We start from the raw sequence: 23,084 nt of genomic DNA on the forward strand, positions 1-23,084 counted from the left end.
CAAAAAAGGCAGGTCGCGTTGACCTGCCTTTTTGCGTTGTTTTGTGGTTTTACACCTTCTTGCGCAGCAGCGAGAAGGAGAAGAAGTTTGTGTAGTAGGAAAGGGAGTACATCACCGGCCGTGTCAGCTTGGAGAAGCTGATCTCATCCATCAGCAGCAGAGCCTCGTGATCTGGAACCTCCAGCGTTTTGCGAATCGCTGCGTCGCCCAGCACGGCACTGGTGTGGGTGACGGTGCTGGTCACCGAAACGCCGCACACCTCTTCCAGAATATCGAAGATGGGGCGGGCAAAATCCTGCCGCTGGGCACTCTCGTGGTCCAGCAGCTTGGCGGGCAGATAGTCCACCGAGTAGATCACCGGAATTTCTCCTGCCAGCACCCGCTTGCGCACCATCAGCACCGGGTCGCCTACTTCCAGCTCCAGCTGGTGGGCCAGGTGGCTGTCCGCGTTCAGCTGCTGCACCGAGATGCTGTCCGCATGGGGAATGTAACCGGCGGCACGGATCATGGCGCTGTATTCAAATTTCTGGTCCAGGCGGTTGTCCAGCGCCACGATGCGCCGGTTCACCACGGTGCCGATGCCCCGCACCCGCTCCACGTAGCCTTCCCGTTCCAGCTCGGCCAGTGCGTCCCGGATCACGGTGCGGCTGACACCCAGGCGGGCCGCAAGCTCCACCTCGGCGGGCAGCCGCTCACAGTTCTCGTAAGGGCCGGTGCGCATCTCACGCAGCAGCTGGGCCGCGATCTGCTGGCTGATCACCGCGCCGCCCAGCGGTCCCGCTTCACCGGTTTTTGCTCTTGCCATATCCAATTGCCTCCTGCACACGAATAAATCATACTTTAAAAAAAGTATAGCACAGCCCGGGCCGTTTGCGCAACAAAAAAGCCCAAAGCGGCTCCAAACAGGAACCGCTTCGGGCAAGGCAGTATGGCGAAACGACGTTAAACGCCGCCCAGATGCTTGATCTTGGTGTTGTAGCTGCGCCGGAACAGGGTGAGCGCAAAGCACAGCGAAACCGCTTCGGCAATCAGGAAGGAGTACCATACCAGATTTACATTGCCGGAAAGCGACAGCAGCCAGGCAATGGGCAGAATCAGCACCAGCTGGCGGAAGGCACTCATCAGAAGGCTGTGCAGGCCCTCGCCCAGCGCCTGGAACAGACTGCTCAGCACGATGGCGATGCCCGCGAACACAAAGCTCAGCGAGATGATGCGCAGGGCAGGCTCGCCGATGCGTGCCAGATCGCCGCCGTCGTTGAACAGGGCCAGCAGCTGGCCGGGGAACAGCTGGAACAGCGCGGTGCCGAAGATCATGATCACTGAGATGGAGAGCATAGCGATTTTGGTGCAGGCCAGGATGCGCTGCTTTTTAGCCGCGCCGTAGTTGTAGCCCACAATGGGCACCAGAGCGCTGGTGAGGCCGAAGCCGGGCATGAACACAAAGTTCTGCAGCTTGAAGTAGATGCCCAGCACCGAAACGGCAGTCTCGGAGAAACCGGCCAGAATGAAATTCATGCCGAAGGTCATCACGCTGGAGATACTCTGCATGATGATGCTGGGCAGGCCCACCGAATAGATGCTCTTCACGGTGGGCAGGTCAAAGCGCAGGGCGCTGATGCGCAGCTTGACCTCGTTGTTGTGGCGCAGATTCAGCCACAGGCAGACGCAGCAGCCGATCCACTGGCCGATCACGGTGGCCGCGGCTGCACCCGCCACGCCCATCTTGGGCAGGCCGAACATACCGAAAATCAGAATGGGGTCCAGAATAATATTGATCACCGCGCCGGTGAGCTGGCTGGCCATCTGGTAAACCGTCTTGCCGGTCACCTGGATCAGCCGCTCCAGGCAGATCTGCAAAAACATGCCCAGACTGAACACCAGGCAAATGCGCAGATAGGCGGCACCGCCCTGAGCAACCTCCGGGTTTTTGGTGAAGAAGCTGAAGAACAGCTCCGAGAAGAACAGCCCGAACACCGCGAACACTGCCCAGCTGGCCACCATGAGAAGAAGGCCGTTATGGGCCACCCGGTCGGCGGCCTTGCGGTCGCCCTCGCCCAGGCGTCGGCTGAGCAGGGCGTTCACGCCGATGCTGGTACCCACCGACACCGAGATGGTGAGCATCTGCACCGGATAGGCAAAGCTCACGGCGGTGAGGGCCGCGTCACTGAGGCGGGCCACAAAGATGCTGTCCACCACGTTATACAGCGCCTGCACCAGCATGCTGATCATGATGGGGAAGGCCATGCCCAGCAGCAGCGGGGCCATCGGCTTGGTTCCCATGATGTTTTCCTTCATTTAACAATCCTCCAGTTTCACACACAGTCAAAAGCCCCGTTTTGGGGAAAAACAAAGGAAACGGGGCGGAGCGCCGGTCCCCATTTTTGGGGAAAGGTGCTTGTCACGTTTCCTTTTTGGCGTTTGTTGGGCGGGGCAGCCCCGCGCTTGGTCACATCCGGTTTTTCAGGCCCCGGATGTCCTGTCCCAGAAAGAGGACCGGCTCGCAGCTGCCGCCCAGGCGGCTGGCAACCTTCTCGGTGTAACGGACCTCAAAGGCCTTACCGTCCACAATGTTGGTGGTGTAGATGGTGGGCCGGTTTTCCAGGATGCGGGTGGTCAGTATGTTGTAAAAGCCGTTGGACATATAGGGGTATACATTCTCGGTGGCCAGATCGTCCTGAATGAGCAGATCCGCCTCCATTACTGCCTCCAGCAGAGGGCAGCTGTCCGCAAAGCGCTCCCGCTCCAGCTGGCTGAACAGGTTCTGGGCGCAGATGTACACCACGTTGAAGCCCTTTTCCAGCACCGTTTTGGCAATGGCCAGGGCGGCGTGGGTCTTGCCCAGGCCTGCGTTGCCGTAAATCAGCAGATTGGCGTTGCGCATATCGAATTCCCGGGCATAGGCCTGCAGGTAATTCAGATTGTCCTGCATCAGGGCGCGGATGTTATCGCCGGTGGCCGGGTCGATGGCGTCCGGGTAAAGCGAAAGGTCCATGCTCTCAAAGCTGCACAGGCTCAGCGGGGTCTCCTCGCTGATCTCCTCCCAGCGCAGCTGCCTTGCCAGCTTGCCCACGCAGGGGCACAGGCGGCCGTTCACCATGCCGGTGTCCTGGCAGTCCGGGCAGGTGTAGCGGGGCTCCAGGCTTTGGGGACCGTAGCCGTTTTCGGCCAGCAGCTGCCGGAGCTCCTCCTGGGTCTGGCGGCGCTGCTCGGCCACCGTCTGGCGCTCGGCCTGGGGTGCGCCCTTGGCGGCCAGCTCCATGGTGCGCAGCCCCAGCGACTGCACCTGAGCCTCCAGCTCGCCCAGCCAAGGCAAAGCAGCCAGCGCCCGTGCCCGGCGCTCCTGGGCCTGGGTCACCGCCCGCTGGCGGCGGCTGGCCACCTGGCGCAGGGCTTCCCGGTAAAGTTCGTTTTTGGTACGCATGGCTTATTCCTCCTGTTTCAGGCGCAGCGGACGGCGTGCGGGCCGCTGCAGAATGTCGTTGCCGCTGGGGGTCTGCCGGTCCACCCGCGTGTTTGCGCCGGTCAGCGAGCCGCCGCCCCGGGCATCGGCAGGGGTGCGCCAGCCCTTGGCGTACCAGCTTTTCAAGATGCCGTTGATGTATTTGGGGTCCTTGCTGCCGTTGCCGTGCAGCACCGCCTCCTCCACCATGGCGTCCGAGTAGCCGAACTCTTCATACCAGCGGCGGATGCACCGCTTGTCCGCCAGAGTGAGCGCGCCCACAGGCATGCCCAGAATGGCGGCAGCCTTTTCCTCCCGCTGGCTGCGTTCCTTCAAGCGCTGCAGATAGACCTCGGCCTCCTGACCGGTGGTCACACCCTCCTGAGCCCAGCGGTCCAGCTCCCGCTCCAGCTGGGTCACCGAGTGACGCCCCTGGCTGGAAATGTGCGCCGCGCACAGCAGAATCAGATCCACCGGAATGCTCTCGTTCACATACAGCGACACCAGCCGCTGGATGTCCTTCTGGCCCAGGCTCTGGCCCAGATAAGCCTGGGCTTCGGTGGCCAGAGTGCTCACCATGGGGTCCCGCATGGCGGCCATGCGCAGCTCCTCGGCGGTGAGGGGCGGCTGCTTGACGGGCAGGGGAGCAGGAGGCGCAGCGTCCCGTTCCAGCTCCAGAAGACCTACCCCGTGCCAGAAATCCAGCGCCTTCTGGGCGGCCTGCACGTTTTTCAGTGCCAGCGCGTGGGCGATGTCCTTGGCATCTGTGCTGTGGGTGGCCAGAATGTAAAGCGCCACCCGCATGTGGTCGCCGGTGGCGCGGGTGAGATTGGTGAAGATCAGCTGAGGCACGGCGATGGAATCGCCGGTCTGGCTGCGCAGGCGGTAGGTCATAGGGCAAGGGCTCCTTTTTCGTTCAAACAGGCATACAATGCAGCGCGGGCCCCGGCAAAACCGCCGGCAGCCCATAAAATTACATCTTAAAGCATACCACAAAATCCCCGGTCTGACCAGTGCCCCGCCGCAAAAAGACCGGGGCGGCTTTGCCGCGAATTGACAAACCTGCATGAGGCGTGTACCATTGATTAAGAGAACAGGAAAACCAGCGCCCGCGCCAGGGCGGAGAGGCGGATTGAGAAGATGAAGATCGCAATTGTGACCGACACCAACAGCGGCATTTCGGAAAAAGAGGCAAAAAAGCTGGGGGTATACTGCCTGCCCATGCCCTTTTCGGTGGACGGAGAGTGGATGCTGGAGGGTGTGGACCTGACGGCGGAGGAGTTCTACCGGCGGCAGGCGGCCGGGGCCAACATCACCAGCAGCCAGCCCAGCCCGGAGACCGTGACCAATTTGTGGGATAAGCTTCTGGCCGAGTATGAGGCGGTGGTGCACATTCCCATGAGCAGCGGCCTGAGCGGAACCACCGCCACCGCGCTGGCTCTGGCGGCGGAATACGACGGCCGGGTCCAGGTGGTGGACAACAAGCGCATCTCGCTGCCCCAGCGCCAGTCTGTGCTGGATGCACAGGTGCTGGCAAAGCGGGGACTGACTGCTGCCCAGATTAAGCAGAATCTGGAGGAGAATGCCCTGAAGGCCAGCGTGTATCTGACGGTGGATACCCTGAAATATCTGAAAAAAGGTGGCCGGATCACCCCGGCGGCAGCTGCCATTGGTACCGTGCTGAACATCAAGCCCCTTTTGCAGATCCAGGGCGGCGGCATCGACGCCTTCGGCAAGGTGCGGGGCCTGGCCCAGGCGCAGGACAAGCTGATGGATGCCATCTGTGCCGATCTGACCGGCCGTTTTGCCGGAATGCCCATGCACATCGGCGTGGCTTACTCCGGTGCGCCGGAGGTGGGCAAAAAATGGCAGAAGTATGTGCAGGAGCGGTTCCCTCGCTGTAAGGTGCAGTGCAGCGCGCTGGGCCTGAGCATCGCCTGCCACACCGGCCCGGGTGCGCTGGGCGTGGGCTGCTATTATTATGAAGAGTAAGAATTAAGAACGAAAAAGAGTGTTCCCCTCAAAAAGGAAGGGAACACTCTTTTTTGCTTGACCGGGCGGAACGGCTGCTTCACAGCTGCTCCCGGATACGCCCCAGGGCGTTTTTCTCCAGGCGGCTCACCTGAGCCTGACTGATGCCGATTTCCCGGGCCACCTCCATCTGGGTTTTGCCCGCCAGATAACGCAGAGCCATGATCTTTTTCTCCCGCTCGCTGAGCTGATGCACCGTATCTTTGAAAAGAATCTCGCTGATCCAGCTGTCCTCTCCGTCGCTTTCGCCCACCTGATCCATCACATACATGGCATCGCCGGCATCATTGTACACCGGTTCGTACAGACTCACCGGCTCCACCACGCTTTCCAGCGCCAGGGTCACCGCACGCTCCGGCATGTCCAGCCGGGCGGCGATCTCCTTCGCCTTCGGTTCCCGGCCCAGCTCCTTCTGCAGCTGCTCTCGGGCCTGCATGGCCCGGTAGGCGGTGTCCCGCATGGAGCGGCTCACCCGCAGGGGATTGTTATCCCGCAGAAAGCGACGGATCTCCCCCACGATCATGGGCACGCCGTAGGTGGAAAAGCGAACATTCAGCTGGGGATCAAAGTTGTCGATGGCCTTGATCAGCCCGATGCAGCCCACCTGGAACAGGTCGTCCATGCATTCGCCCCGGCCGGAAAAACGCTGCACCACGCTGAGCACCAGCCGCAGGTTGCCCTGGATCATGGTCTGGCGGGCGGCGGCATCGCCCTTATGTGCGGCGATCAGAAGCCGCTTTTTCTCCGCCTCGCTCAGTACCGGCAGGCGTGCAGTGTCCACGCCGCAGAGCTCCACTTTGTTGTAATACAAACGCATTCACACTCCAAACAGGCAAGGGTGCCTGTTCAAAGTATGGCCGCGGTGGGGGCGGGGCAGTCAGCGCCGGAGCTGGCAAAATCAGGGCCCGCAGCCGCAAAAAAGCAGGAATAACGCGCCGGGACGCACCAAACTCTCCCGCCCGGCATACTGTGAACACAAACGATGCAAGGGAGTGGATGCGACAATGACCTCGGAACTTTGGCTGCTGTGCTGCATGGGAATGGTGCTCCTGCTCACGGCGGGGCTGGCCTTTTTGTGGGCCATCTTTTATGACCGCTGCGCCCGGGAAAAGCAGCAGCTGCAAACACCGGATTTTACCGCAAAGGCGGGCTTCAAGGTGACCGGGCTGCCCGGCATGCCCTATCTGCGGCTGGACCGGGTGTATCTGCTGGGGCGGCGCGTGGGGCAGCTGGAATTTTTTATCCAGCCCAGCTGGACGGCAGTGCTTCGGGTGGCGCCGGAGAGCGAGGAGCTGCGTTTGTGGGAGCTGGGGCTGCCGGAGTACGACCAGCTCACGGTGCGGCCGGTGAGCGGGGTGCGCACCGAGCTGCGCCAGGCTCCCGGCGGCAGTGCGCTGGCCTGCTGGCAGCGGGACGGATTTCACTACGGGTTGTATCTGCCGGCGGGGGAGATGGGGCTTGCGGGTAGTCTGCTGGAGCGGTTTGCGGCGGATTGCCGATGTGCCGTCACCCGATAAAAAAACAGAGCCGGGCAAAAAGTCCTTGCCCGGCTTTGTCTTGCATTTGAAAAATTAAAGTGCTTTTTCCAGCTCCCGGCGCAGCCGCAGGATGATCCGCTTTTCCAGCCGGGAAATATAGCTCTGCGAGATGCCGATGGCATCCGCCACTTCTTTTTGGGTGCGCTCGATGCCGTCGGTCAGGCCGAAGCGCATCTGCATGATCTGCCGTTCCCGAGGGGCCAGCCGGGCCACCGCCTGGCGCAGCATGTCTTTTTCCGCATCCTGCTCCAGCTGGGCACTGATCTGATTCTGGTCGCTGCCCAGCACGTCCGAGAGCAGCAGCTCGTTGCCGTCGCCGTCGGTGTTCAGCGGCTCGTCGATGCTGGCTTCCTGACGGCGATTGCTGCTTTTGCGCAGGTACATGAGAATCTCATTTTCAATACACCGACTGGCGTAGGTGGCCAGCTTTATGTTTTTGGAGGGGGCGAAGGTGTTTACCGCCTTGATCAGCCCGATGGTGCCGATGGAGATGATATCCTCCACCGAGACATTGCTGCCCTCGAATTTTTTCGCGATGTAGACCACCAGCCGCAGATTGTGGGTGATCAGGATGTCCCGGCAGCTCTGGCGGCCCTCCTCCAGCCCGGCAAAGACCAGTTTTTCCTCGGCAGGGGTCAGGGGAGGGGGCAGGGTCTCCGGTCCGTTGATGTAATACACCGCGTCCGGCAGGCAGAGCCAGCAAAGCAGAGCATGCCAGGCGCGTAAAAGCCAATTGCGTTTCATTCCACAGCGCTCCTTTCCTGTCCGGTTTGTGTGAGGTGGCGCTGCACAGGCCGGGCGGTATGATAAAATTCTTTGCCGAACAGCGCTTGTACTGAGCCGTCCGCCAGGGTCTGGTCGGTAAAAACCACCAGTACCCGCTCGGCCTGCCGGGCTTTGCCGGGGCCGAAAAGCCGGGCGGAAAAGCCGCCCACGGCGGGCAAGGTGCGCATTCCGCCGGCGGTTTTGCAGGGAATCAGCCGTATGGGTACGCCAGGCGGTGGCTGGGGGCAGGTTCCGGTAAAATAGCCCTCCAGAAAGGCAGCAACGGCCTGGGGCAAGGCGCTGCACATGTCGGTATAACTGGCCAGCACCGGCGCCTGGCCGCTCAAGGGGTCCCGCAGCAGGAAGCCGGTATCCAGCAGGGCGGCAAGCGGCGGGCCCTCAGCTTCTCCCAGGGAAAGCCGCAGCTGCCAGCACTCGGTATCCCTGGGCCCGCCGAAGACCAGCAGCACCAGCCGCAGGGCCAGATAGACCAGCACAGCGCAGCCCACCAGTAATGTGGGGGAGACCGCCCAGTAGACCGCAAAGTTGTTGGTCTGGGCTCCCAGCGGCAGATTGCGGCTCAAAGCCAGCAGCACCGCTCCGGCCAGTCCCAGGTTCAAAAGGAAGTACCACACAGTCTGGCGGACAAAGCCTCGCCAGCCCCGGAAGGGAAAGGCGGCGCGGCACACGGCAGCGGCGCTGACAGCCTGGTACAAAAGGCTCAGAGTGGTGGGCAGCGGAGGGGCAAGCAGAATCAGCGCGGACAGGGCAGCCAGCAGTGCCCCGGCACAGCTGCGTCCAAAACCCGGCGGTGCACCGCACACAAAGCCCACCGCGCGCAGTAAAAGATAGGCCACCAGAAAATTCACCAGCAAAAGCACATCCAGATAGATCACGGTCTTCACAGCTGCACCTACACCCCTTTTTTGCCGGGCCTGTTTGCCCGCTCTGGTTTCGATTGTAGCGCAGTGAAGAGGAGAAAGCTGTCAAAAAAATAATGCGCCGCGCACATCTCTCAGTAAGAGACGGTGCACGGCACATTGGTCGTTTTGAAAAGAAAATCACCAGAGCAGGTGCTCCTTGATGGGGATGCCGCAGGTGTTCAGCGCCCGGATGAAGGAGGCGCTGCCCTTGTAGTGGATGCCTGTAATACCCAGATCGAAAGCGGCGGTAGTATTCGGCTTGTGGTCGTCCACAAAAATGGTCTCGGCAGGGGTCAGATCGTACTGCTCCAGCAGCAGCTTGTAGATGGCCGGGTCCGGCTTGGTAAGCTTGACTTCACAGGAGGCGATGCCGCCGTCGAACAACGGCCAGAACTCCCGCTGGCGGATCTCGTCGATCACATCCTGAGGGATGTTGGACAGATAGTAGATGGAAAAGCCCATCTTTTTCAGCCGTTTGATCACTTCCACGGTCTTGCGGCGGGTCTTCAGCATGCGGGCCCAGTCATCCAGCACACTCTGCACCTCGAAGGCGCAGCCGGCAGCCCGGGCCTTTTCCAGCATGAGGGCGTTGCCCTCGGACCGGCTCAGCTTTCCGGCGTCCAGCAGCAGCCACTCTTCACTGCCGAAGGTCAGGTCGAACACCTTCTGTTCGATTTCCTCGTTATAAAAGCGCTCCAGCAGAAATTCCCGGGGATTGAAGTCCACCACAACGCCCCCCAGATCGAAGATGATGTTTTTATACATAAGGCAAGATTCTCCTTTGCAATCGTTCAAGGGCTGCGCAGCCCGGGGATATCGCTTTTATTATACACGATTTTCCTCCCGGGGCAAATGCTCCGGCAAAACTTTGGGCATGAACTGCCGTGCCAAAGCATATCAATAAAAGAAAAAATAAAGGGGGCGATGGGCTGTGACGTTGCGTCAACTGTGCAAAAAGGATGTGGTGCAGCTGGGCTCCGGTACCAAGCTGGGCCGGGCCGATGACCTGGAGCTGGAGGTAAGCAGCGCCCGGGTGCGGGGACTGATTTTGCGGGGACGGCCTCGCTGGTTCGGCCTGTTGGGCCACGAGGAAGACCTGATGATTGCCTGGCAGCAGATCGAGACCATTGGTGAGGATGTGATTCTGGTGAACTGTCCGCTGCCGGAGCCTGTGCAGAAACCGGCCGGTGAGGGGATTTGGGCAATCTTTCACAAATTTGTAAGCAGCTGAAAACTTGCGCCGTCTGCAGGATACATCGTATAATAAACAGCGTTTCCGTTTTACGTAAGCTTTACAAAAATATCTTTTGGGTAAAAAATTGCCTGGGAAATGAAACAATTGCCGCCGCAGCCTCGTTTTCTTTTCAGCCGAAAAGCGCGGGGCCGGGGCGGGGAAGTCTGCCGTTGCGGACCATGCCGCCCGGTCAAAGGAGGAACAAATCGTTGCAAAGCATCAAGACAAAACCGTCGATTTTTGCCGTCATTACCCGGCGGCTGAGTCCGCTGCGGTATGCCATGGCACCGCTGGTGAGCCTGATCACTCTGGTATGCACCGAGTGGATTCACCGGGGCGAGCTGACCGTGAAGGTCCTCACGGATAATGTGCTGCCCCATCTGCCGGCCTTTCTGCTTACCTGGCTGCTGCTGGGCTTCATTTATCAGGCTCTGGCCCGGGCCACCCGGCTGCATCCGCTGGCGGTGGCTGTGACCGGTCTGCTGGGCTGTATTCCGGCGGCAGTTACATATTTTAAGCTGAAGCTGCGGGGCGAGCCCTTTTTCCCCTGGGATCTGTCCCAGTTTTCCGAAGCCACCGATGTGGCGGGCAAGTCCGGTGTGGAGCTGCAGACCTCCATATGGGTCAGCGGATTGATCTTCGCTGTGCTGTTCGTGCTGGCCTGCTTTGTACGGGAGCCCAAAACCGGTGTCCGCGCCCGGGCGTTGGCTGCGGGTATTCCTGCCGTCGGTGCGCTGGTGCTGGTGTTCGGGGTGTTCATCAGCCCCACGGTCTCCCAGCTGGTGGGCATCACACCGGATATGTGGATGCAGAATCGCTACTACCGCAACTATGGTGTGATCGCAGGTTTTCTGACCAACATTCAGAATCTGCAGGTGGACAAGCCCGACGGCTACAGCCAGGAGGCGGTGCAGGAAATCATCGATAAGGATGCCTCCCAGGACCTGGCCCCGGAATTTGCGGGCAGCTACAAGAGGGAAGGCGATGGTGCGGTGACCCAGCCCAATATTATCTTCGTGATGAACGAATCCTTCTGGGATGTGGCTGAGCTGGAGGAGTACGGGGTGGAGTTCGATCAGGAGGTCACCCCCAATCTGCACCGGCTGATGGAAAGCGCCGCCTATGGTAAGGCCTACAGCCCCAGCTTCGGCGGCGGCACCTGCGATGTGGAGTTCGAAGCGCTCACCGGCTACTCGGTGGAGTTTCTGCCCAGCGGCTGCAAGCCTTTCCAGCAGCATGTGACCCGGCCCATGTTCTCGGTGGCTTCCTATTTAAAAGAGCAGGGCTACGCCACTCAGGCCATTCACTGCTATTACGCCAAGTTCTGGAGCCGTAACACGGCCTACCCCAACCTGGGCTTTGACGAATTTATTTCGCTGGAGGATTTTGAGAATCCTGAGAAGAAGCGCGACTACTACTGGGGCGGCGGTCTGGTGACCGATGCCGAGATGACCCGCCGCATCATCCAGGAATGGGAGGAGCGGGACCAGGACCAGCCCCTGTTCATGCATGCGGTGACCATGCAGAACCACACCAGCTACAACGAGGCCAACTATCCGGAGGAGGAGCTGGTGGATATTGTGAAGGCTCCCGAAGGCATCAGCGACAAGACCCTGGGCGCTCTGCGGGACTTCGCCACCGGTGTGAAGGAAGCAGATGCCATGCTGGGTGAGCTGACCGATTACTTCTCCCAGGTGGACGAGCCGGTGATCCTGGTGTTCTGGGGCGACCATTACAACCCCATCGGCAGCGGCTATGAGGTTTACACCGCCACCGGTTATTCCTCCTCGCCCAACAGCGAGGCCCCCGAGCTGCACCAGATGCCTTTGATGATCTGGTCCAACTACTGGGATGAGCCGGTGGACATCGGCACCGTGGCGGCTTACGAGATCAGCCCGGTGACCTTCGAGCTGTACGGTCTGGAGCAGCCTGCACTGTTTGACCACCTGGTCGATCAGCTGTCGGCCTACCGCAGCCGTACCCACGGTGTGACCATCCAGCCGGACGGCTCGGCGGACACCGAGGAGCTGACCGAGGAGCAAAGCCAGTGGTTTGACGAGCACTGGATGCTGCAATATGACCTGATGTTCGGCCAGGAATACGCCCTGGAGGAACAGTGAGAGGGGGCGGCGGGGCCTTGCGGGGCTCCACCGCCCTTATTTGCGGCGTTTCGCGGCTTTTTTCGCGGAGAAATGCGAAAAAAGTGCTTGTAATCCCGGCACTCTTGTGGTATACTATACCGGCAATACACACGCATTGCTTTGTTCCCCTGTGCCCGCAAGGGTGGGAGAGCATGCATGCAATGCGGAGGTAAAAACAATTATTTGGAGGATTTAAACATGGCAGTAGTATCTATGAAGCAGCTTCTCGAAGCCGGCGTACACTTCGGTCACCAGACCCGTCGCTGGAACCCCAAGATGGCGAAGTACATCTTCACCGAGCGTAACGGCATCTACATCATCGACCTGCAGAAGACCGTTAAGAAGCTGGACGAGGCTTACAACTTTGTTCGCGAGGTTGCTTCCGAGGGCGGCGAGATCCTGTTCGTTGGCACCAAGAAGCAGGCTCAGGAGTCCATTAAGGACGAGGCTACCCGCTGCGGCATGCACTATGTGAACGCTCGTTGGCTGGGCGGCATGCTGACCAACTTCCGCACCATCCGCAAGCGCATCGACCGTCTGGAGCAGCTGCGCCAGATGAGCGAGGACGGCACCTTTGATCTGCTGCCCAAGAAGGAAGTTGCCAAGCTGGAGCTGGAGATCGAGAAGCTGGAGAAGTTCCTGGGCGGTGTGAAGAACATGCACGGCCTGCCCAAGGCGATGTTCATCGTTGACCCCCACAAGGAGCGCATTGCTGTGGCTGAGGCCCGCAAGCTGAACATCCCCATCGTGGCTATCGTCGACACCAACTGCAACCCCGACGAGATCGACTACGTGATCCCCGGCAACGACGACGCCATCCGTGCTGTTAAGCTGATCGCCGGCGCTATGGCCGACGCCGTGATGGAAGGCCGTCAGGGCGAGCAGAACGCCGCCGAGGAGACCGCTGAGGCTGCTGAGGCCTAAGCACCCACCATTTTCCACCGATAACGAAAGGGGATAATAAAAATGGCTTTTACTGCACAAGACGTTAAGAATCTGCGCGAGCAGACCGGCTGCGGCATGATGGATTGCAAGAAGGCTCTGACCGAGTCTAACGGCGATTTCGAGAAGGCTGTTGAGTACCTGCGCGAGAAGGGCCTGGCTGCTGCTCAGAAGAAGGCTGGCCGTATCGCTGCTGAGGGCATGGTTTACGCCACTGTCTGCGGCAAGGTGGGCGTTGTGGTCGAAGTGAATGCTGAGACCGACTTCGTTGCCAAGAACGAGATGTTCCAGAACTTCGTTAAGGACATCGCCACTGTGGTTGCCGAGCAGAACCCCGCTGATGTGGACGCTCTGCTGGCCTGCAAGCTGGGTGAGGACACCGTTGAGGCTGCCCTGAAGGAGAAGATCCTGGTCATCGGCGAGAACATCAAGATCCGCCGCTTCGAGCGTTTCGAGGGTGTTTGCTCCGCTTACATCCATGCCGGCGGCACCCACGCTGTTCTGGTTGACTTCGAGACCAGCGAGGAGATCGCTTCCAAGCCCGAGTTCGAGGCTTACGGCAAGGACATCGCCATGCAGATCGCTGCCGCTAACCCCGGCTACCTGTGCGAGGCTGACGTGCCCGCCGAGGTGATTGAGAAGGAGAAGGAGATCCTGCTGGCTCAGATCGCCAACGATCCCAAGAACGCCAACAAGCCCGACGCCATCAAGGAGAAGATGGTTCTGGGCCGCATCGGCAAGTTCTACAAGGAGAACTGCCTGGTGGATCAGGAGTTCGTTAAGGACAACGAGCTGACCGTTGCCAAGTACACCGATAAGGTGGCCAAGGAGTTGGGCGGCGAGATCAAGATCACCAAGTTCGCTCGTTACGAGAAGGGCGAAGGCCTGGAGAAGAAGACTGACGACTTCGCTGCCGAGGTTGCCAGCATGATGAAGTAAGTCGAATTCGACTTACCAATGCACCTTTCGGGGTGTGTGATCATTCGCTTTCTTCCTGCCGGAGCAGTACCGGTCCCGTTTTTGTGGGCGAAAGCCTTTGGGAGAACAGGCGGGGCTGAGTGCAGTCCGGTGATTCGATTGTGAATAGAGGCTTCGGCCCGGCGCTCGCGGTGGTTTTTAAGTCGCACACTGCGGAACAAGCGCACAAGGGCTGACAAACAAGCCGTAAAAGGCGGTGCTCAAACGAGCACCGCCTTTTTTCTGTGTTTCTCAATGGACTTTTATGGTAAAAGGGCACAGGATGGTTGTCTGCAACCAGAAAAAATGTCATGTACCGGTGAATTAAAAGTGGGAAAAACTTGGGAATTATTATTTTATGACAATTTTTTCTGCGCGCTTTTGTCCTTTTGGTACATACACATTGTTTCAATGTACTAATTTGCAATAATAAAGTGGTAATTCGACCAAATCGCTTGCAAATGGTCAAAAGTCGTGCTACAATAATCCCTGCTCATGAGAGATAAGAGCCGTCCGCTGAATATCAGGCGGGGCAGGCTCTTTTTTTTGCCCGTTGAAGCTGCGGCAAACCGGGCAAAGCTTTGTGTAAATTACAGTAAAAATTCCATAATGCGGGCTTGCTTTTTGGAATTTTATGTGATACACTTTAGTCAAATAAAACAAGAAAGCAAATTGTGAGGTGCGTAATGGCTGACAAGAATCATCTGAGAAACCCCGCGACCACCGCGTTGTTCGAGGCCATCCTTTCTTTGCAGAGCATGGAAGAGTGCTATACATTCTTTGAGGATCTTTGCACCATGAAGGAGCTGGCCGACATGGCTCAGCGTCTGGAGGCTGCCAAGATGCTGCTGGATGGCAAGACCTACGAGCAGATCGTGAAGAGCGTGGAGATCAGCACGGCCACCATCAGCCGCATCAACCGCTGCATCCAGTACGGCAACGGCGGCTATGAGCTGATCATCGACCGTGTGAAGCAGAATGCTCAGCCCGAGGGCGAGCAGGCTGCGGAATAAGCGGACAAGGTTCCCTTGAGACAAAAAGAACACCCGGATGAAATCATCCGGGTGTTCTTTTTGTTTGATTTGAGAAGTGGTTTTCTTTGGAAGGATGCTGCGAAAAGCTTAGCCTTCCTGGGGGCGGAAGATGATATTGCCCTCATCGTCCACACCTTCCACGATGGCCAGGCTGGTGAGCTTGTAGCCTGCAGCACGCAGGGAGTCACCGCCGCTCTGGAACCCCTTCTCGATGGTGATGCCGATGCCGCATACGGTGGCGCCTGCCTGTTCGCATACATCCAGCAGACCATGCATGGCCTTGCCCACTGCCATGAAGTCATCCAGGATCAGTACCCGATCCTCAGGGCCCAGGAACTTTTTGGCCAGGGTAATGTCGTAGTCCTTGCCGTAAGTAAAGGAATGTACGGTGGAGGTGAAGACCTCGCCGTCCAGATTCTTGCTTTTGGCCTTTTTGGCGAATACCACCGGAACATCAAAGTAACGGGCGGTCATGCAGGCGATGGCAATGCCGGAAGCCTCAATGGTCAGGATCTTGTTGATGCCATCGTCTTTATAAATACGATAGAATTCCTTACCGATCTCGTCCAGCAGGTTTACATCCAGCTGATGGTTCAAGAAGGAATCCACCTTAATGATATTGCCCGGGCGGACTTGACCGTCCTTAACGATTCGCTCTTCCAGCAGTTTCATACCTTTATAACTCTCCCTACACAAAAGTATCCCCACCGCGGGCAAAATGCACACACGGAAAAAGGTAATACACCTATTATACAGAAAAGCGGAGGGTTTGCAATGCTTAAAACGTTCTTTTTTGCTGAAAAAACAGCTTTTTCAGGGATGAATAATAACGAATGCGTTACAAATTGCCAAATGCACAGTTTTGTTTGTCCAAAAAAACAAAGAAGTCTGTGCATTATCACCACCTTTGCGCTTTACAACGATAAAAAGTATGTGAAAATAGCGAATTGCAATTTTGTACTGATGTCCGTATAATTTAGAAAAGCAAAAAATTCCCCCCACAAAAAGCGCATTAGGGGCGTGAGGGGGAAGATCGGAGGAGAATCCACATGAAAAAAGCAATGAGTTTGGTCCTTGCGGCCGCAATGGCATTCAGCTTCGCTGCTTGTGGCGGTGCGTCCGGTACCAGCGGCGCAGCATCCACCGCATCCGGCACCGCGATTAAGATCGGCGGTATTGGTCCCCTGACCGGCGGCGCTGCCATCTACGGAAACGCTGTTAAGAACGGCGCGGCTCTGGCTGTGGAAGAGATCAACGCCCAGGGCGGCCTGCAGTTCGAACTGAACTTCCAGGACGACGAGAATGACCCGGAAAAGGCTCTGAACGCTTACAACAACCTGAAGGACTGGGGCATGCAGGCTCTGCTGGGCACCGTTACCACACAGCCTTGTCTGACCGTAGCACCTGAGACCGCTGCGGACAACATGTTCCTGCTGACTCCCTCCGCCTCTGCGGTGGATGTCATCAAGGAAGACAATGCCTTCCAGGTCTGCTTCACCGACCCCAACCAGGGCGTTGCTTCCGCGGACTACATCGCTGAGAACGGCCTGGCCACCAAGATCGCCATCATCTACGACAGTTCCGACGCCTATTCTTCCGGCATCCACGACAAGTTCAAGGAAGAGGCTGCCACCAAGGGCCTGGAGATCGTAGCCGACGAGGCATTCACTGCCGACAACAAGACCGACTTCTCCGTACAGGTTCAGAAGGCCAAGAGCTCCGGCGCTGAGCTGGTGTTCCTGCCCATCTATTACAGCGAAGCCAACCTGATCATCCAGGAGATGAACAAGCAGGGCTGCACCGCTTCCATCTTTGGCTGTGACGGTCTGGACGGCCTGCTGACCATCGAAGGCGCCGACACCTCCCTCTTCGAGGGCGTAATGCTGCTGACTCCCTTCGCTGCCGACGCGCAGGACGAGAAGACCCAGAGCTTTGTTTCCAAGTATGAAGAGAAGTACGGCGAGACTCCCAACCAGTTCGCTGCCGACGCTTACGACGGTGTTTACACCATCCTGGCTGCCTGCGAGAAGGGCGGCGTGACCGCGGATATGGATGTCTCCGCTGTTTGCGATGCTCTGAAGACTGCCATGACCCAGATCACTGTGGATGGCCTGACCGGCGAGGGCATGAAGTGGGAAGCCACCGGCGAAGTGAACAAGGCTCCTCGTGCCGTTAAGATTCAGAACGGCGCTTACACCGCAATGTAATTCAAACAGCCCGGCCTGGTCCGGTGCTGAAAGGGCTGCTCGCCGGGGGGCGCAGCAGCCCTTTTTTATTCAAAAAAACAGCAAGATCCGGCAGAAAATGCTGTAGAATTCTTGTGCGCACTTTACAGCAGTGCTATAATAATCCATATATTCTGTGCGGTGGCGGCAGACAGGTGTAGGCATCATCGGTCCGCCGCCGCGAAAAAAGGGGAATCGAGTATGGAATTTTTGTCCTACTTAATCAACGGTATCAGCCTGGGCAGTGTATATGCCATCATCGCCCTGGGCTACACCATGGTGTACGGCATTGCCAAGATGCTGAACTTTGCCCATGGTGATGTGATCATGGTGGGCAGCTACATCGTGTTCATTGCGGTGAACCAGATGGGCATGCCTCCGCTGCTGGCCATTGTTGTTTCCATGGTCTTGTGTACGCTGCTGGGTATCGTGATCGAGCGGTTTGCCTATAAGCCGCTGCGCAGCGCCTCCTCGCTGGCGGTTCTGATCACCGCCATCGGTGTGAGCTATCTGCTGCAGAACCTGGCGCTGCTCATCTGGGGCGCCGACCCCAAGTCCTTCACCTCCGTGGTGGGTCTGGCTCCAGTGCAGCTGGCAGGCGGCCGGCTGGTCATCTCCGGTGAGACCATCGTGACCATTGTGGTGAGCGCCATCATCATGGCTGGTCTGATTTTCTTCGTGAATAACACCAAAATGGGCCGGGCTATGCTGGCCGTGAGCGAGGATAAGGGCGCTGCTCAGCTGATGGGCATCAATGTGAACTCTACCATCGCCATGACCTTCGCCATCGGTTCTGCCCTGGCTGCAGTGGCCGGCGTGCTGCTGTGCTCCGCCTATCCCACTCTGCAGCCCACCACCGGTGCTATGCCTGGTATCAAGGCCTTCACCGCTGCGGTGTTCGGCGGCATCGGCTCCATTCCCGGCGCGTTTGTGGGTGGTATCCTGCTGGGTGTGATCGAGATCATGAGCAAGGCTTACATTTCCACCCAGCTGGCGGATGCCATCGTGTTCGCAGTGCTGATCATTGTGCTGTTGGTGCGTCCCACCGGTCTGCTGGGCAAGAAAATCAGTGAAAAGGTGTGAGGTGGCGGTTATGAATATTCTGAAAACCATGAAAAAGTCCACCCGCAGCAACCTGATCACCTATGGCATTGTGGTGCTGTTTTATCTGGTGATGCAGCTGCTGGCCAGCGGCGGCGTGCTGAGCAACTCCATGCAGGGCATGCTGGTGCCCATCTGCACCTATGTGGTCCTGGCGGTATCCCTGAACTTGACCGTTGGTATCCTGGGCGAGCTGAGCCTGGGCCATGCGGGCTTTATGAGCGTTGGTGCTTTTTCCGGCGCGGTGTACTGGATGATCGCGGGGCAGAACCTGCCCTCCGTTCTGGGTTTGGCGATTGCCATGCTCATCGGCGGCGTGATGGCCGGTGTGTTCGGCTTTTTGATCGGCATTCCCGTGCTGCGGCTGCGGGGCGACTATCTGGCCATTGTGACCCTGGCCTTCGGTGAGATCATCAAAAATATCCTGAATGCCATCTACCTGGGCTGGGACAGCAACGGCTTCCACTTCTCCATGAAGGATGCCACTGCTCTGAACATGGGCGAGGATGGTAAGGTCATCATCAACGGTGCCATTGGCATCAGCGGCATGACCAAAGCCTCCAGCTTCACTGCGGGCATCATTCTGGTGCTCATCACCCTGTTTGTGGTGCTGAACCTGATCAATTCCCGCGCCGGCCGTGCAATCATGTCCATCCGCGACAATCGCATTGCCGCCGAGGCCACCGGTATCAACGTGACCAAGTACAAGCTGATGGCCTTCATCACCTCCGCCTTCCTGGCTGGCATGGCGGGTGTGCTGTATGCACTGAATATGTCCGCTCTGGCGGCCAAGAAGTTCGACTACAACACCTCCATTCTGGTGCTGGTGTTCGTGGTTCTGGGTGGCATTGGCAACATCCGCGGCTCTGTGATCGCGGCGGCTGTTCTGTATGTGCTGCCCGAGCTGCTGCGTGGTCTGAACGACTACCGCATGCTGATCTATGCGGTGATCCTGATCGTTATGATGATCTTCAACCAGAGCGCCCAGGTGGTCGCCTGGCGTCATCAGGTGTGGGAAAAGCTTTCCACCATCGGTCTGTTCCAGAAGCTGGCGCAGGCGAAAAAACAAAACAAGGGGGAGGCATAATCCATGGCTCTGCTTGAAGTAATGAACGTGGGCATCGCTTTCGGCGGTCTGCAGGCGGTGGCTCAGCTGGATATGAAGATCGAGAAGGGCCATCTGTATGGCCTGATCGGCCCCAACGGTGCCGGTAAAACCACCGTGTTCAATATGCTCACCGGCGTGTATCGTCCCACCGAGGGCGATATTATCCTGGACGGCAAGAACATCACCGGTAAGGCCCCGGCCAAGATCAACCAGGCCGGCATTGCCCGTACCTTCCAGAACATCCGCCTGTTCAGCCAGATGACCGTGCTGGACAACGTGAAGATCGGTCTGCACAACCAGGTCAAGTATCCCATGTGGACCGGCGTGTTCCGTCTGCCCGGCTTCAAGGAAAAGGAGCAGGAGATGGACTACAAGGCCATGAAGCTGCTCAAGATCTTTGATCTGGATAAGGAAGCGGATCTGCCTGCTTCCAGCCTGCCCTACGGCAAGCAGCGCAAGCTGGAGATTGCCCGTGCGCTGGCGACCAATCCCAAGCTGCTGCTGCTGGACGAACCCGCCGCCGGTATGAACCCCAGCGAGAGCGAGGAGCTGATGAACACCATCAAGTTTGTGCAGAAGGAGTTCGATGTGGCCATCCTGCTCATCGAGCACGACATGAACTTCGTAATGGGCATCTGCGAATACATCTATGTGCTGGATTACGGCCGGGTCATCGCCCAGGGCAACGGCGAATCCATCCGCAATAACCCCAAGGTCATTGCGGCATATCTGGGAGGTGACTGACCATGGGTGAGATGCTTCGCGTAAGCGATCTGAATGTGTTCTATGGCTCCATCCATGCCATTAAGGATATCTCGTTCCACGTGAACGAGGGCGAGATCGTGACTCTGATCGGTGCCAACGGCGCCGGCAAGACCACTACCATGCATGCCATTTCCGGCCTGCTGAAGCCCAAGAGCGGCACCATCGACTTTCTGGGCAACCGCATCAGCCAGATGGAGGCCCATAAGATCATCCGGCTGGGTCTGGCCCAGGTGCCGGAAGGCCGCCGAGTGTTCAGCCACCTGACCGTGCAGGAGAACCTGTCCATGGGTGCATTTACCCGCAAGGACGGCGCTTCCGCCATCGCTCAGGATCTGGAGATGGTATTCGACCGCCTGCCCCGCCTGAAGGAGCGGCGCAAGCAGCAGGCGGGCACTCTGTCCGGCGGCGAGCAGCAGATGCTGGCCATCGGCCGTGCGCTGATGTGCAAGCCCAAGATGCTGCTGCTGGATGAGCCCTCCATGGGCCTGTCGCCCCTGCTGGTGAAGGAGATTTTCAAGATCATCGAGGACGTAAACAAGGACGGCGTGACCGTTCTGCTGGTGGAACAGAACGCCAAAATGGCTTTGGAAATTGCCGACCGTGCCTACGTGCTGGAAACCGGCACCGTGAAGATGGAAGGCCCCGCCGACGAGCTGGCCAATAACATCGAAGTGCGCAAGGCCTATCTGGGCTGCTGAGCAAAAAACAAATACAAGAGCACCCCCAATGCCGAAAAATTTTCGGCATTGGGGGTTTTTCTATGCCCGAGGGAATTGACAAACTTATAATACAGATGTATTATAATCTCAAATAATACATCCGTATTATAAATAACAGAAAGGGATATGAATATGGGTGAATCGATTCGCAGGCTTCCGGACAGTGAGCTGGAAGTGATGCAGGCACTTTGGCAGGCAGACCATCCGCTGCTGCGCAGTGAACTGGATGAAGGCCCGGGAAAGAAAAACGGCTGGGCGCCTCAAGTTCTGGTTACCATGCTGACCCGGCTGGAAAAGAAAGGGTTTGTGTGCCACAACAAAGAAGGGCGGGGCTATCGCTATGAGGCGCTGATCAGCCGGGATGAATATCTGGCCAGCGAGAGCGAAAGTCTGGTGGAGCGGCTGTATGGTGGCCAGCCAGCCGGATTCATCGCGGCGCTGCAACGGGGCAAGGGCCTTAGCGCAAAGGATATTCAGGAGCTGGAAGCAATCCTGCAAAAGGCAAAAGAGGATCTGGAATGACCGGCGCGGAGTTGCTTTTGAATGTGTTCGGCCTTAGCCTGTCGGCGGGGGCGATGATTCTGGTGCTTTTGCTGCTTCGATCGGGCCTTGCCCGGCGATACAGCGCCCGCTGGCGATGCGTGGTCTGGCTGCTGCTGGCGGTGCGGCTGATGATCCCCCTGCCGCTGGAGAGCGGGTTTGTGCGGATCGAGCTGCCGCGAAGGCTGGATCAGCCCCAATATGGTCAAAGCGCGGTGTATCAATCCCCACAGCGGGATGAAGAGCCGGCGCCCGAACCGGAAGAGCAAAAGGCGCAGGAAGAGGGGATGGGGGAGAAATCGGAACTGCCGGCAGCTCCTGAGGATTCGCCGCGGAGGGACGCCGCGCCGCTCTTATTGGAAAAGGCGGGGCCGTCGCTGCTTTCGGTTGCCTGCGGGATCTGGGGAATCGGGATGGTACTGTGCGCAGCAGGGCAGTTGCTACGGTATTTTGTCTGGCGGAGGCAGACGCTGCGGTGGAATAAGCCGGTAGAAAATACAACACTGCTGGAACAGCTTGCGGCGGAAAGCAGGTCTGCAGGGCTTGCAAGGCCGCCGAAAGCTTACTGCAATGCCAAGCTGGGCGCGCCGCTGGTTCTGGGGTATTTTCACCCGATTCTGCTCTTGCCGGAGGGCTTTGAAAGCGAACCGGCTGCGGGGCCGGTGCTGCGGCATGAGTGCATCCATCTGCGGCGGGGCGATCTGTTCTGGAAGCTGTTGCTGCTGGCCGCTGCCTGTATGCACTGGTTCAATCCTCTGGTGTGGATGATGCGGCGTGCGGCCCATCATGATCTGGAGCTGGCCTGTGATGAAGCGGTGCTGGCAGGGCGAGATTCCGCCCACCGCATCCTTTATGGATATGCACTGCTGGAGCATGCCAAAAAACCTGCGAAAAAGCAGAGTCCTTTTACAGCAAGGTGTGGGGAGCCATGATGAAACGAACAAGAGGAAAAGAGCGCAGACCGGCCGCCCTGCGAGAAGCACGCACGGGCCTTATGCTGGCCGCGCCGGTGTTTCTGGGCAGCGGAATCTTCTTTTTGCTCCCCTTTCTTTTGATGCTTCGCTACTCACTCACCTTTGGAATTGGCGGAACTCGGTTTGTGGGGCTGCGCAATTACCGGGAGGTGCTGGAAAGCCCGGCGTTCCAACTGGCAGCAAAGAATACGGCGCGCTTTTTGGTGGTGGGCCTTCCGCTGATTATGGCGCTGGGGCTGCTTGTGGCACTGCTGCTTCGTCAGAAGCTTCCGGGGGCTTGCTGGCTGCGCCGGGTGCTGCTTCTACCCATGGTACTTCCAATTGCCAGCATTGTGATGCTGGTGCAGATCCTGTTTGCCGACCGGGGTGTTTTGAATGGTCTGCTGGGGCAGTGGGGCGCATCGCCCCGGCAATGGCTGAGCGGACCGGAGAGTTTTTGGGTGCTGATTGGGCTGTATCTCTGGAAAAACTGCGGCTACAATGTGGTGCTGTTTCTGGCGGGTCTGAACATGATCCCGGAGGAGCTGTATCAAACGGCAGCGCTGGATGGTGCGGGAGCCTGGGCAAAATTCCGATTCATTACGCTGCCGCTGCTGGTGCCCAGCCTGTTTTTCGGCTTCATTTTCAGTGTTGTAAACAGCTTTAAGG

The 23,084-nt window shown here is 58.3% G+C and carries 24 protein-coding genes; 15 read left to right on the top strand and 9 right to left on the bottom strand.

What is annotated here, in order from left to right:
• Nucleotides 1-49: 49 nt before the first annotated feature.
• From J7G73_RS00360 to J7G73_RS00375, 4 genes are all read right to left on the bottom strand, one after another.
• Complete coding sequence (locus tag J7G73_RS00360; RefSeq protein WP_291244805.1) at nt 50-805, bottom strand: GntR family transcriptional regulator; 756 nt, start codon at nt 803-805, stop codon at nt 50-52.
• 137 nt (nt 806-942) lie between these two features.
• On the bottom strand, nt 943-2,295 hold the full coding sequence (locus tag J7G73_RS00365) for an MATE family efflux transporter (RefSeq protein WP_291244806.1): 1,353 nt from the start codon (nt 2,293-2,295) through the stop codon (nt 943-945).
• A gap of 151 nt (nt 2,296-2,446) precedes the next feature.
• The gene (locus J7G73_RS00370; RefSeq protein ID WP_291244807.1) at nt 2,447-3,421 is read right to left on the bottom strand and encodes an ATP-binding protein; all 975 of its coding nucleotides are present in this window, start codon (nt 3,419-3,421) and stop codon (nt 2,447-2,449) included.
• A gap of 3 nt (nt 3,422-3,424) precedes the next feature.
• Complete coding sequence (locus J7G73_RS00375; protein WP_291244808.1) at nt 3,425-4,333, bottom strand: DnaD domain protein; 909 nt, start codon at nt 4,331-4,333, stop codon at nt 3,425-3,427.
• A gap of 246 nt (nt 4,334-4,579) precedes the next feature.
• Here J7G73_RS00375 and J7G73_RS00380 point away from each other — a divergent pair, with 246 nt between their 5' ends.
• Complete coding sequence (locus tag J7G73_RS00380; RefSeq protein ID WP_291244809.1) at nt 4,580-5,431, top strand: DegV family protein; 852 nt, start codon at nt 4,580-4,582, stop codon at nt 5,429-5,431.
• A 79-nt stretch (nt 5,432-5,510) separates the two neighbouring features.
• Here J7G73_RS00380 and sigG read toward each other — a convergent pair whose 3' ends face one another.
• Entirely contained in the window at nt 5,511-6,287 is a 777-nt protein-coding gene (gene sigG, locus J7G73_RS00385) for an RNA polymerase sporulation sigma factor SigG (protein ID WP_291244810.1), read from the bottom strand.
• A gap of 187 nt (nt 6,288-6,474) precedes the next feature.
• Here sigG and J7G73_RS00390 point away from each other — a divergent pair, with 187 nt between their 5' ends.
• Nucleotides 6,475-6,987, top strand: coding sequence for a hypothetical protein (locus tag J7G73_RS00390; protein WP_087295849.1), 513 nt, complete (start codon nt 6,475-6,477; stop codon nt 6,985-6,987).
• Nucleotides 6,988-7,041: 54 nt separating this feature from the next.
• Here J7G73_RS00390 and sigE read toward each other — a convergent pair whose 3' ends face one another.
• The 3 genes from sigE to J7G73_RS00405 all read right to left on the bottom strand — a co-directional run bounded on the left by sigE (nt 7,042) and on the right by J7G73_RS00405 (nt 9,461).
• Nucleotides 7,042-7,752, bottom strand: coding sequence for an RNA polymerase sporulation sigma factor SigE (gene sigE / locus J7G73_RS00395; protein ID WP_291244811.1), 711 nt, complete (start codon nt 7,750-7,752; stop codon nt 7,042-7,044).
• Nucleotides 7,749-8,678, bottom strand: coding sequence for a sigma-E processing peptidase SpoIIGA (locus J7G73_RS00400; protein ID WP_291244812.1), 930 nt, complete (start codon nt 8,676-8,678; stop codon nt 7,749-7,751). Before J7G73_RS00400 ends, sigE begins: the two co-directional genes overlap by 4 nt.
• A gap of 156 nt (nt 8,679-8,834) precedes the next feature.
• Nucleotides 8,835-9,461, bottom strand: a complete 627-nt coding sequence (locus J7G73_RS00405) for an HAD family phosphatase (protein ID WP_087295852.1) — start codon at nt 9,459-9,461, stop codon at nt 8,835-8,837.
• A gap of 166 nt (nt 9,462-9,627) precedes the next feature.
• Between J7G73_RS00405 and J7G73_RS00410 the strand changes: the two genes are divergently transcribed.
• The 5 genes from J7G73_RS00410 (at nt 9,628) to J7G73_RS00430 (ending at nt 14,983) form a co-directional block, all read left to right on the top strand.
• Nucleotides 9,628-9,927, top strand: coding sequence for a YlmC/YmxH family sporulation protein (locus tag J7G73_RS00410; protein ID WP_291244813.1), 300 nt, complete (start codon nt 9,628-9,630; stop codon nt 9,925-9,927).
• 212 nt (nt 9,928-10,139) lie between these two features.
• Nucleotides 10,140-12,050, top strand: coding sequence for an LTA synthase family protein (locus J7G73_RS00415; protein ID WP_291244814.1), 1,911 nt, complete (start codon nt 10,140-10,142; stop codon nt 12,048-12,050).
• A 219-nt stretch (nt 12,051-12,269) separates the two neighbouring features.
• A complete protein-coding gene (gene rpsB / locus J7G73_RS00420; protein WP_058967216.1) occupies nt 12,270-12,995 on the top strand; it encodes a 30S ribosomal protein S2 in 726 nt (241 codons plus the stop codon).
• A gap of 42 nt (nt 12,996-13,037) precedes the next feature.
• A complete protein-coding gene (gene tsf / locus J7G73_RS00425) occupies nt 13,038-13,952 on the top strand; it encodes a translation elongation factor Ts (protein ID WP_291244815.1) in 915 nt (304 codons plus the stop codon).
• Nucleotides 13,953-14,656: 704 nt separating this feature from the next.
• Nucleotides 14,657-14,983, top strand: a complete 327-nt coding sequence (locus tag J7G73_RS00430) for a YerC/YecD family TrpR-related protein (protein ID WP_087180633.1) — start codon at nt 14,657-14,659, stop codon at nt 14,981-14,983.
• A 108-nt stretch (nt 14,984-15,091) separates the two neighbouring features.
• Here J7G73_RS00430 and J7G73_RS00435 read toward each other — a convergent pair whose 3' ends face one another.
• Nucleotides 15,092-15,676, bottom strand: coding sequence for a xanthine phosphoribosyltransferase (locus tag J7G73_RS00435; RefSeq protein WP_291244816.1), 585 nt, complete (start codon nt 15,674-15,676; stop codon nt 15,092-15,094).
• A 377-nt stretch (nt 15,677-16,053) separates the two neighbouring features.
• On the opposite strand from J7G73_RS00435, the gene J7G73_RS00440 reads away from it, so the two are divergent.
• The 8 genes from J7G73_RS00440 to J7G73_RS00475 all read left to right on the top strand — a co-directional run.
• Entirely contained in the window at nt 16,054-17,211 is a 1,158-nt protein-coding gene (locus J7G73_RS00440; protein WP_291244817.1) for an ABC transporter substrate-binding protein, read from the top strand.
• A gap of 219 nt (nt 17,212-17,430) precedes the next feature.
• Nucleotides 17,431-18,312, top strand: a complete 882-nt coding sequence (locus J7G73_RS00445) for a branched-chain amino acid ABC transporter permease (RefSeq protein ID WP_291244818.1) — start codon at nt 17,431-17,433, stop codon at nt 18,310-18,312.
• A 10-nt stretch (nt 18,313-18,322) separates the two neighbouring features.
• Complete coding sequence (locus tag J7G73_RS00450) at nt 18,323-19,417, top strand: branched-chain amino acid ABC transporter permease (protein WP_291244819.1); 1,095 nt, start codon at nt 18,323-18,325, stop codon at nt 19,415-19,417.
• Nucleotides 19,418-19,420: 3 nt separating this feature from the next.
• Nucleotides 19,421-20,182: an ABC transporter ATP-binding protein gene (locus J7G73_RS00455; protein WP_087295859.1), complete on the top strand. Its 762-nt coding sequence runs from the start codon at nt 19,421-19,423 to the stop codon at nt 20,180-20,182.
• A gap of 2 nt (nt 20,183-20,184) precedes the next feature.
• The gene (locus J7G73_RS00460; protein WP_087295860.1) at nt 20,185-20,901 is read left to right on the top strand and encodes an ABC transporter ATP-binding protein; all 717 of its coding nucleotides are present in this window, start codon (nt 20,185-20,187) and stop codon (nt 20,899-20,901) included.
• Nucleotides 20,902-21,054: 153 nt separating this feature from the next.
• Nucleotides 21,055-21,444 (top strand): BlaI/MecI/CopY family transcriptional regulator, encoded by a 390-nt coding sequence (locus J7G73_RS00465; protein WP_291244820.1) that lies wholly within the window; start codon nt 21,055-21,057, stop codon nt 21,442-21,444.
• A complete protein-coding gene (locus J7G73_RS00470) occupies nt 21,441-22,394 on the top strand; it encodes a M56 family metallopeptidase (RefSeq protein WP_291244821.1) in 954 nt (317 codons plus the stop codon). The genes J7G73_RS00465 and J7G73_RS00470 overlap by 4 nt, the downstream gene beginning before the upstream one ends.
• Nucleotides 22,391-23,084, top strand: a 694-nt coding sequence (locus J7G73_RS00475; RefSeq protein ID WP_291244822.1) for a carbohydrate ABC transporter permease, incomplete at its 3' end; no start/stop codon positions are given. The genes J7G73_RS00470 and J7G73_RS00475, both read left to right, overlap by 4 nt.

Source organism: Allofournierella sp., from assembly GCF_017889395.1.
Taxonomy (GTDB): domain Bacteria; phylum Bacillota; class Clostridia; order Oscillospirales; family Ruminococcaceae; genus Allofournierella.

Excerpts from the sequence above, each read along its gene's own strand:
- rpsB (WP_058967216.1), top strand. The coding sequence starts at position 12,270 with ATGGCAGTAGTATCTATGAAGCAGCTTCTCGAAGCCGGCGTACACTTC.
- J7G73_RS00450 (WP_291244819.1), top strand. The coding sequence starts at position 18,323 with ATGAATATTCTGAAAACCATGAAAAAGTCCACCCGCAGCAACCTGATC.
- J7G73_RS00375 (WP_291244808.1), bottom strand. The coding sequence starts at position 4,333 with ATGACCTACCGCCTGCGCAGCCAGACCGGCGATTCCATCGCCGTGCCT.
- tsf (WP_291244815.1), top strand. The coding sequence starts at position 13,038 with ATGGCTTTTACTGCACAAGACGTTAAGAATCTGCGCGAGCAGACCGGC.
- J7G73_RS00465 (WP_291244820.1), top strand. The coding sequence starts at position 21,055 with ATGGGTGAATCGATTCGCAGGCTTCCGGACAGTGAGCTGGAAGTGATG.
- J7G73_RS00390 (WP_087295849.1), top strand. The coding sequence starts at position 6,475 with ATGACCTCGGAACTTTGGCTGCTGTGCTGCATGGGAATGGTGCTCCTG.
- J7G73_RS00365 (WP_291244806.1), bottom strand. The coding sequence starts at position 2,295 with ATGAAGGAAAACATCATGGGAACCAAGCCGATGGCCCCGCTGCTGCTG.
- J7G73_RS00445 (WP_291244818.1), top strand. The coding sequence starts at position 17,431 with ATGGAATTTTTGTCCTACTTAATCAACGGTATCAGCCTGGGCAGTGTA.
- J7G73_RS00380 (WP_291244809.1), top strand. The coding sequence starts at position 4,580 with ATGAAGATCGCAATTGTGACCGACACCAACAGCGGCATTTCGGAAAAA.
- J7G73_RS00370 (WP_291244807.1), bottom strand. The coding sequence starts at position 3,421 with ATGCGTACCAAAAACGAACTTTACCGGGAAGCCCTGCGCCAGGTGGCC.
- J7G73_RS00470 (WP_291244821.1), top strand. The coding sequence starts at position 21,441 with ATGACCGGCGCGGAGTTGCTTTTGAATGTGTTCGGCCTTAGCCTGTCG.
- J7G73_RS00405 (WP_087295852.1), bottom strand. The coding sequence starts at position 9,461 with ATGTATAAAAACATCATCTTCGATCTGGGGGGCGTTGTGGTGGACTTC.
- J7G73_RS00460 (WP_087295860.1), top strand. The coding sequence starts at position 20,185 with ATGGGTGAGATGCTTCGCGTAAGCGATCTGAATGTGTTCTATGGCTCC.
- J7G73_RS00435 (WP_291244816.1), bottom strand. The coding sequence starts at position 15,676 with ATGAAACTGCTGGAAGAGCGAATCGTTAAGGACGGTCAAGTCCGCCCG.
- J7G73_RS00440 (WP_291244817.1), top strand. The coding sequence starts at position 16,054 with ATGAAAAAAGCAATGAGTTTGGTCCTTGCGGCCGCAATGGCATTCAGC.
- J7G73_RS00430 (WP_087180633.1), top strand. The coding sequence starts at position 14,657 with ATGGCTGACAAGAATCATCTGAGAAACCCCGCGACCACCGCGTTGTTC.
- J7G73_RS00455 (WP_087295859.1), top strand. The coding sequence starts at position 19,421 with ATGGCTCTGCTTGAAGTAATGAACGTGGGCATCGCTTTCGGCGGTCTG.
- sigG (WP_291244810.1), bottom strand. The coding sequence starts at position 6,287 with ATGCGTTTGTATTACAACAAAGTGGAGCTCTGCGGCGTGGACACTGCA.
- J7G73_RS00360 (WP_291244805.1), bottom strand. The coding sequence starts at position 805 with ATGGCAAGAGCAAAAACCGGTGAAGCGGGACCGCTGGGCGGCGCGGTG.
- sigE (WP_291244811.1), bottom strand. The coding sequence starts at position 7,752 with ATGAAACGCAATTGGCTTTTACGCGCCTGGCATGCTCTGCTTTGCTGG.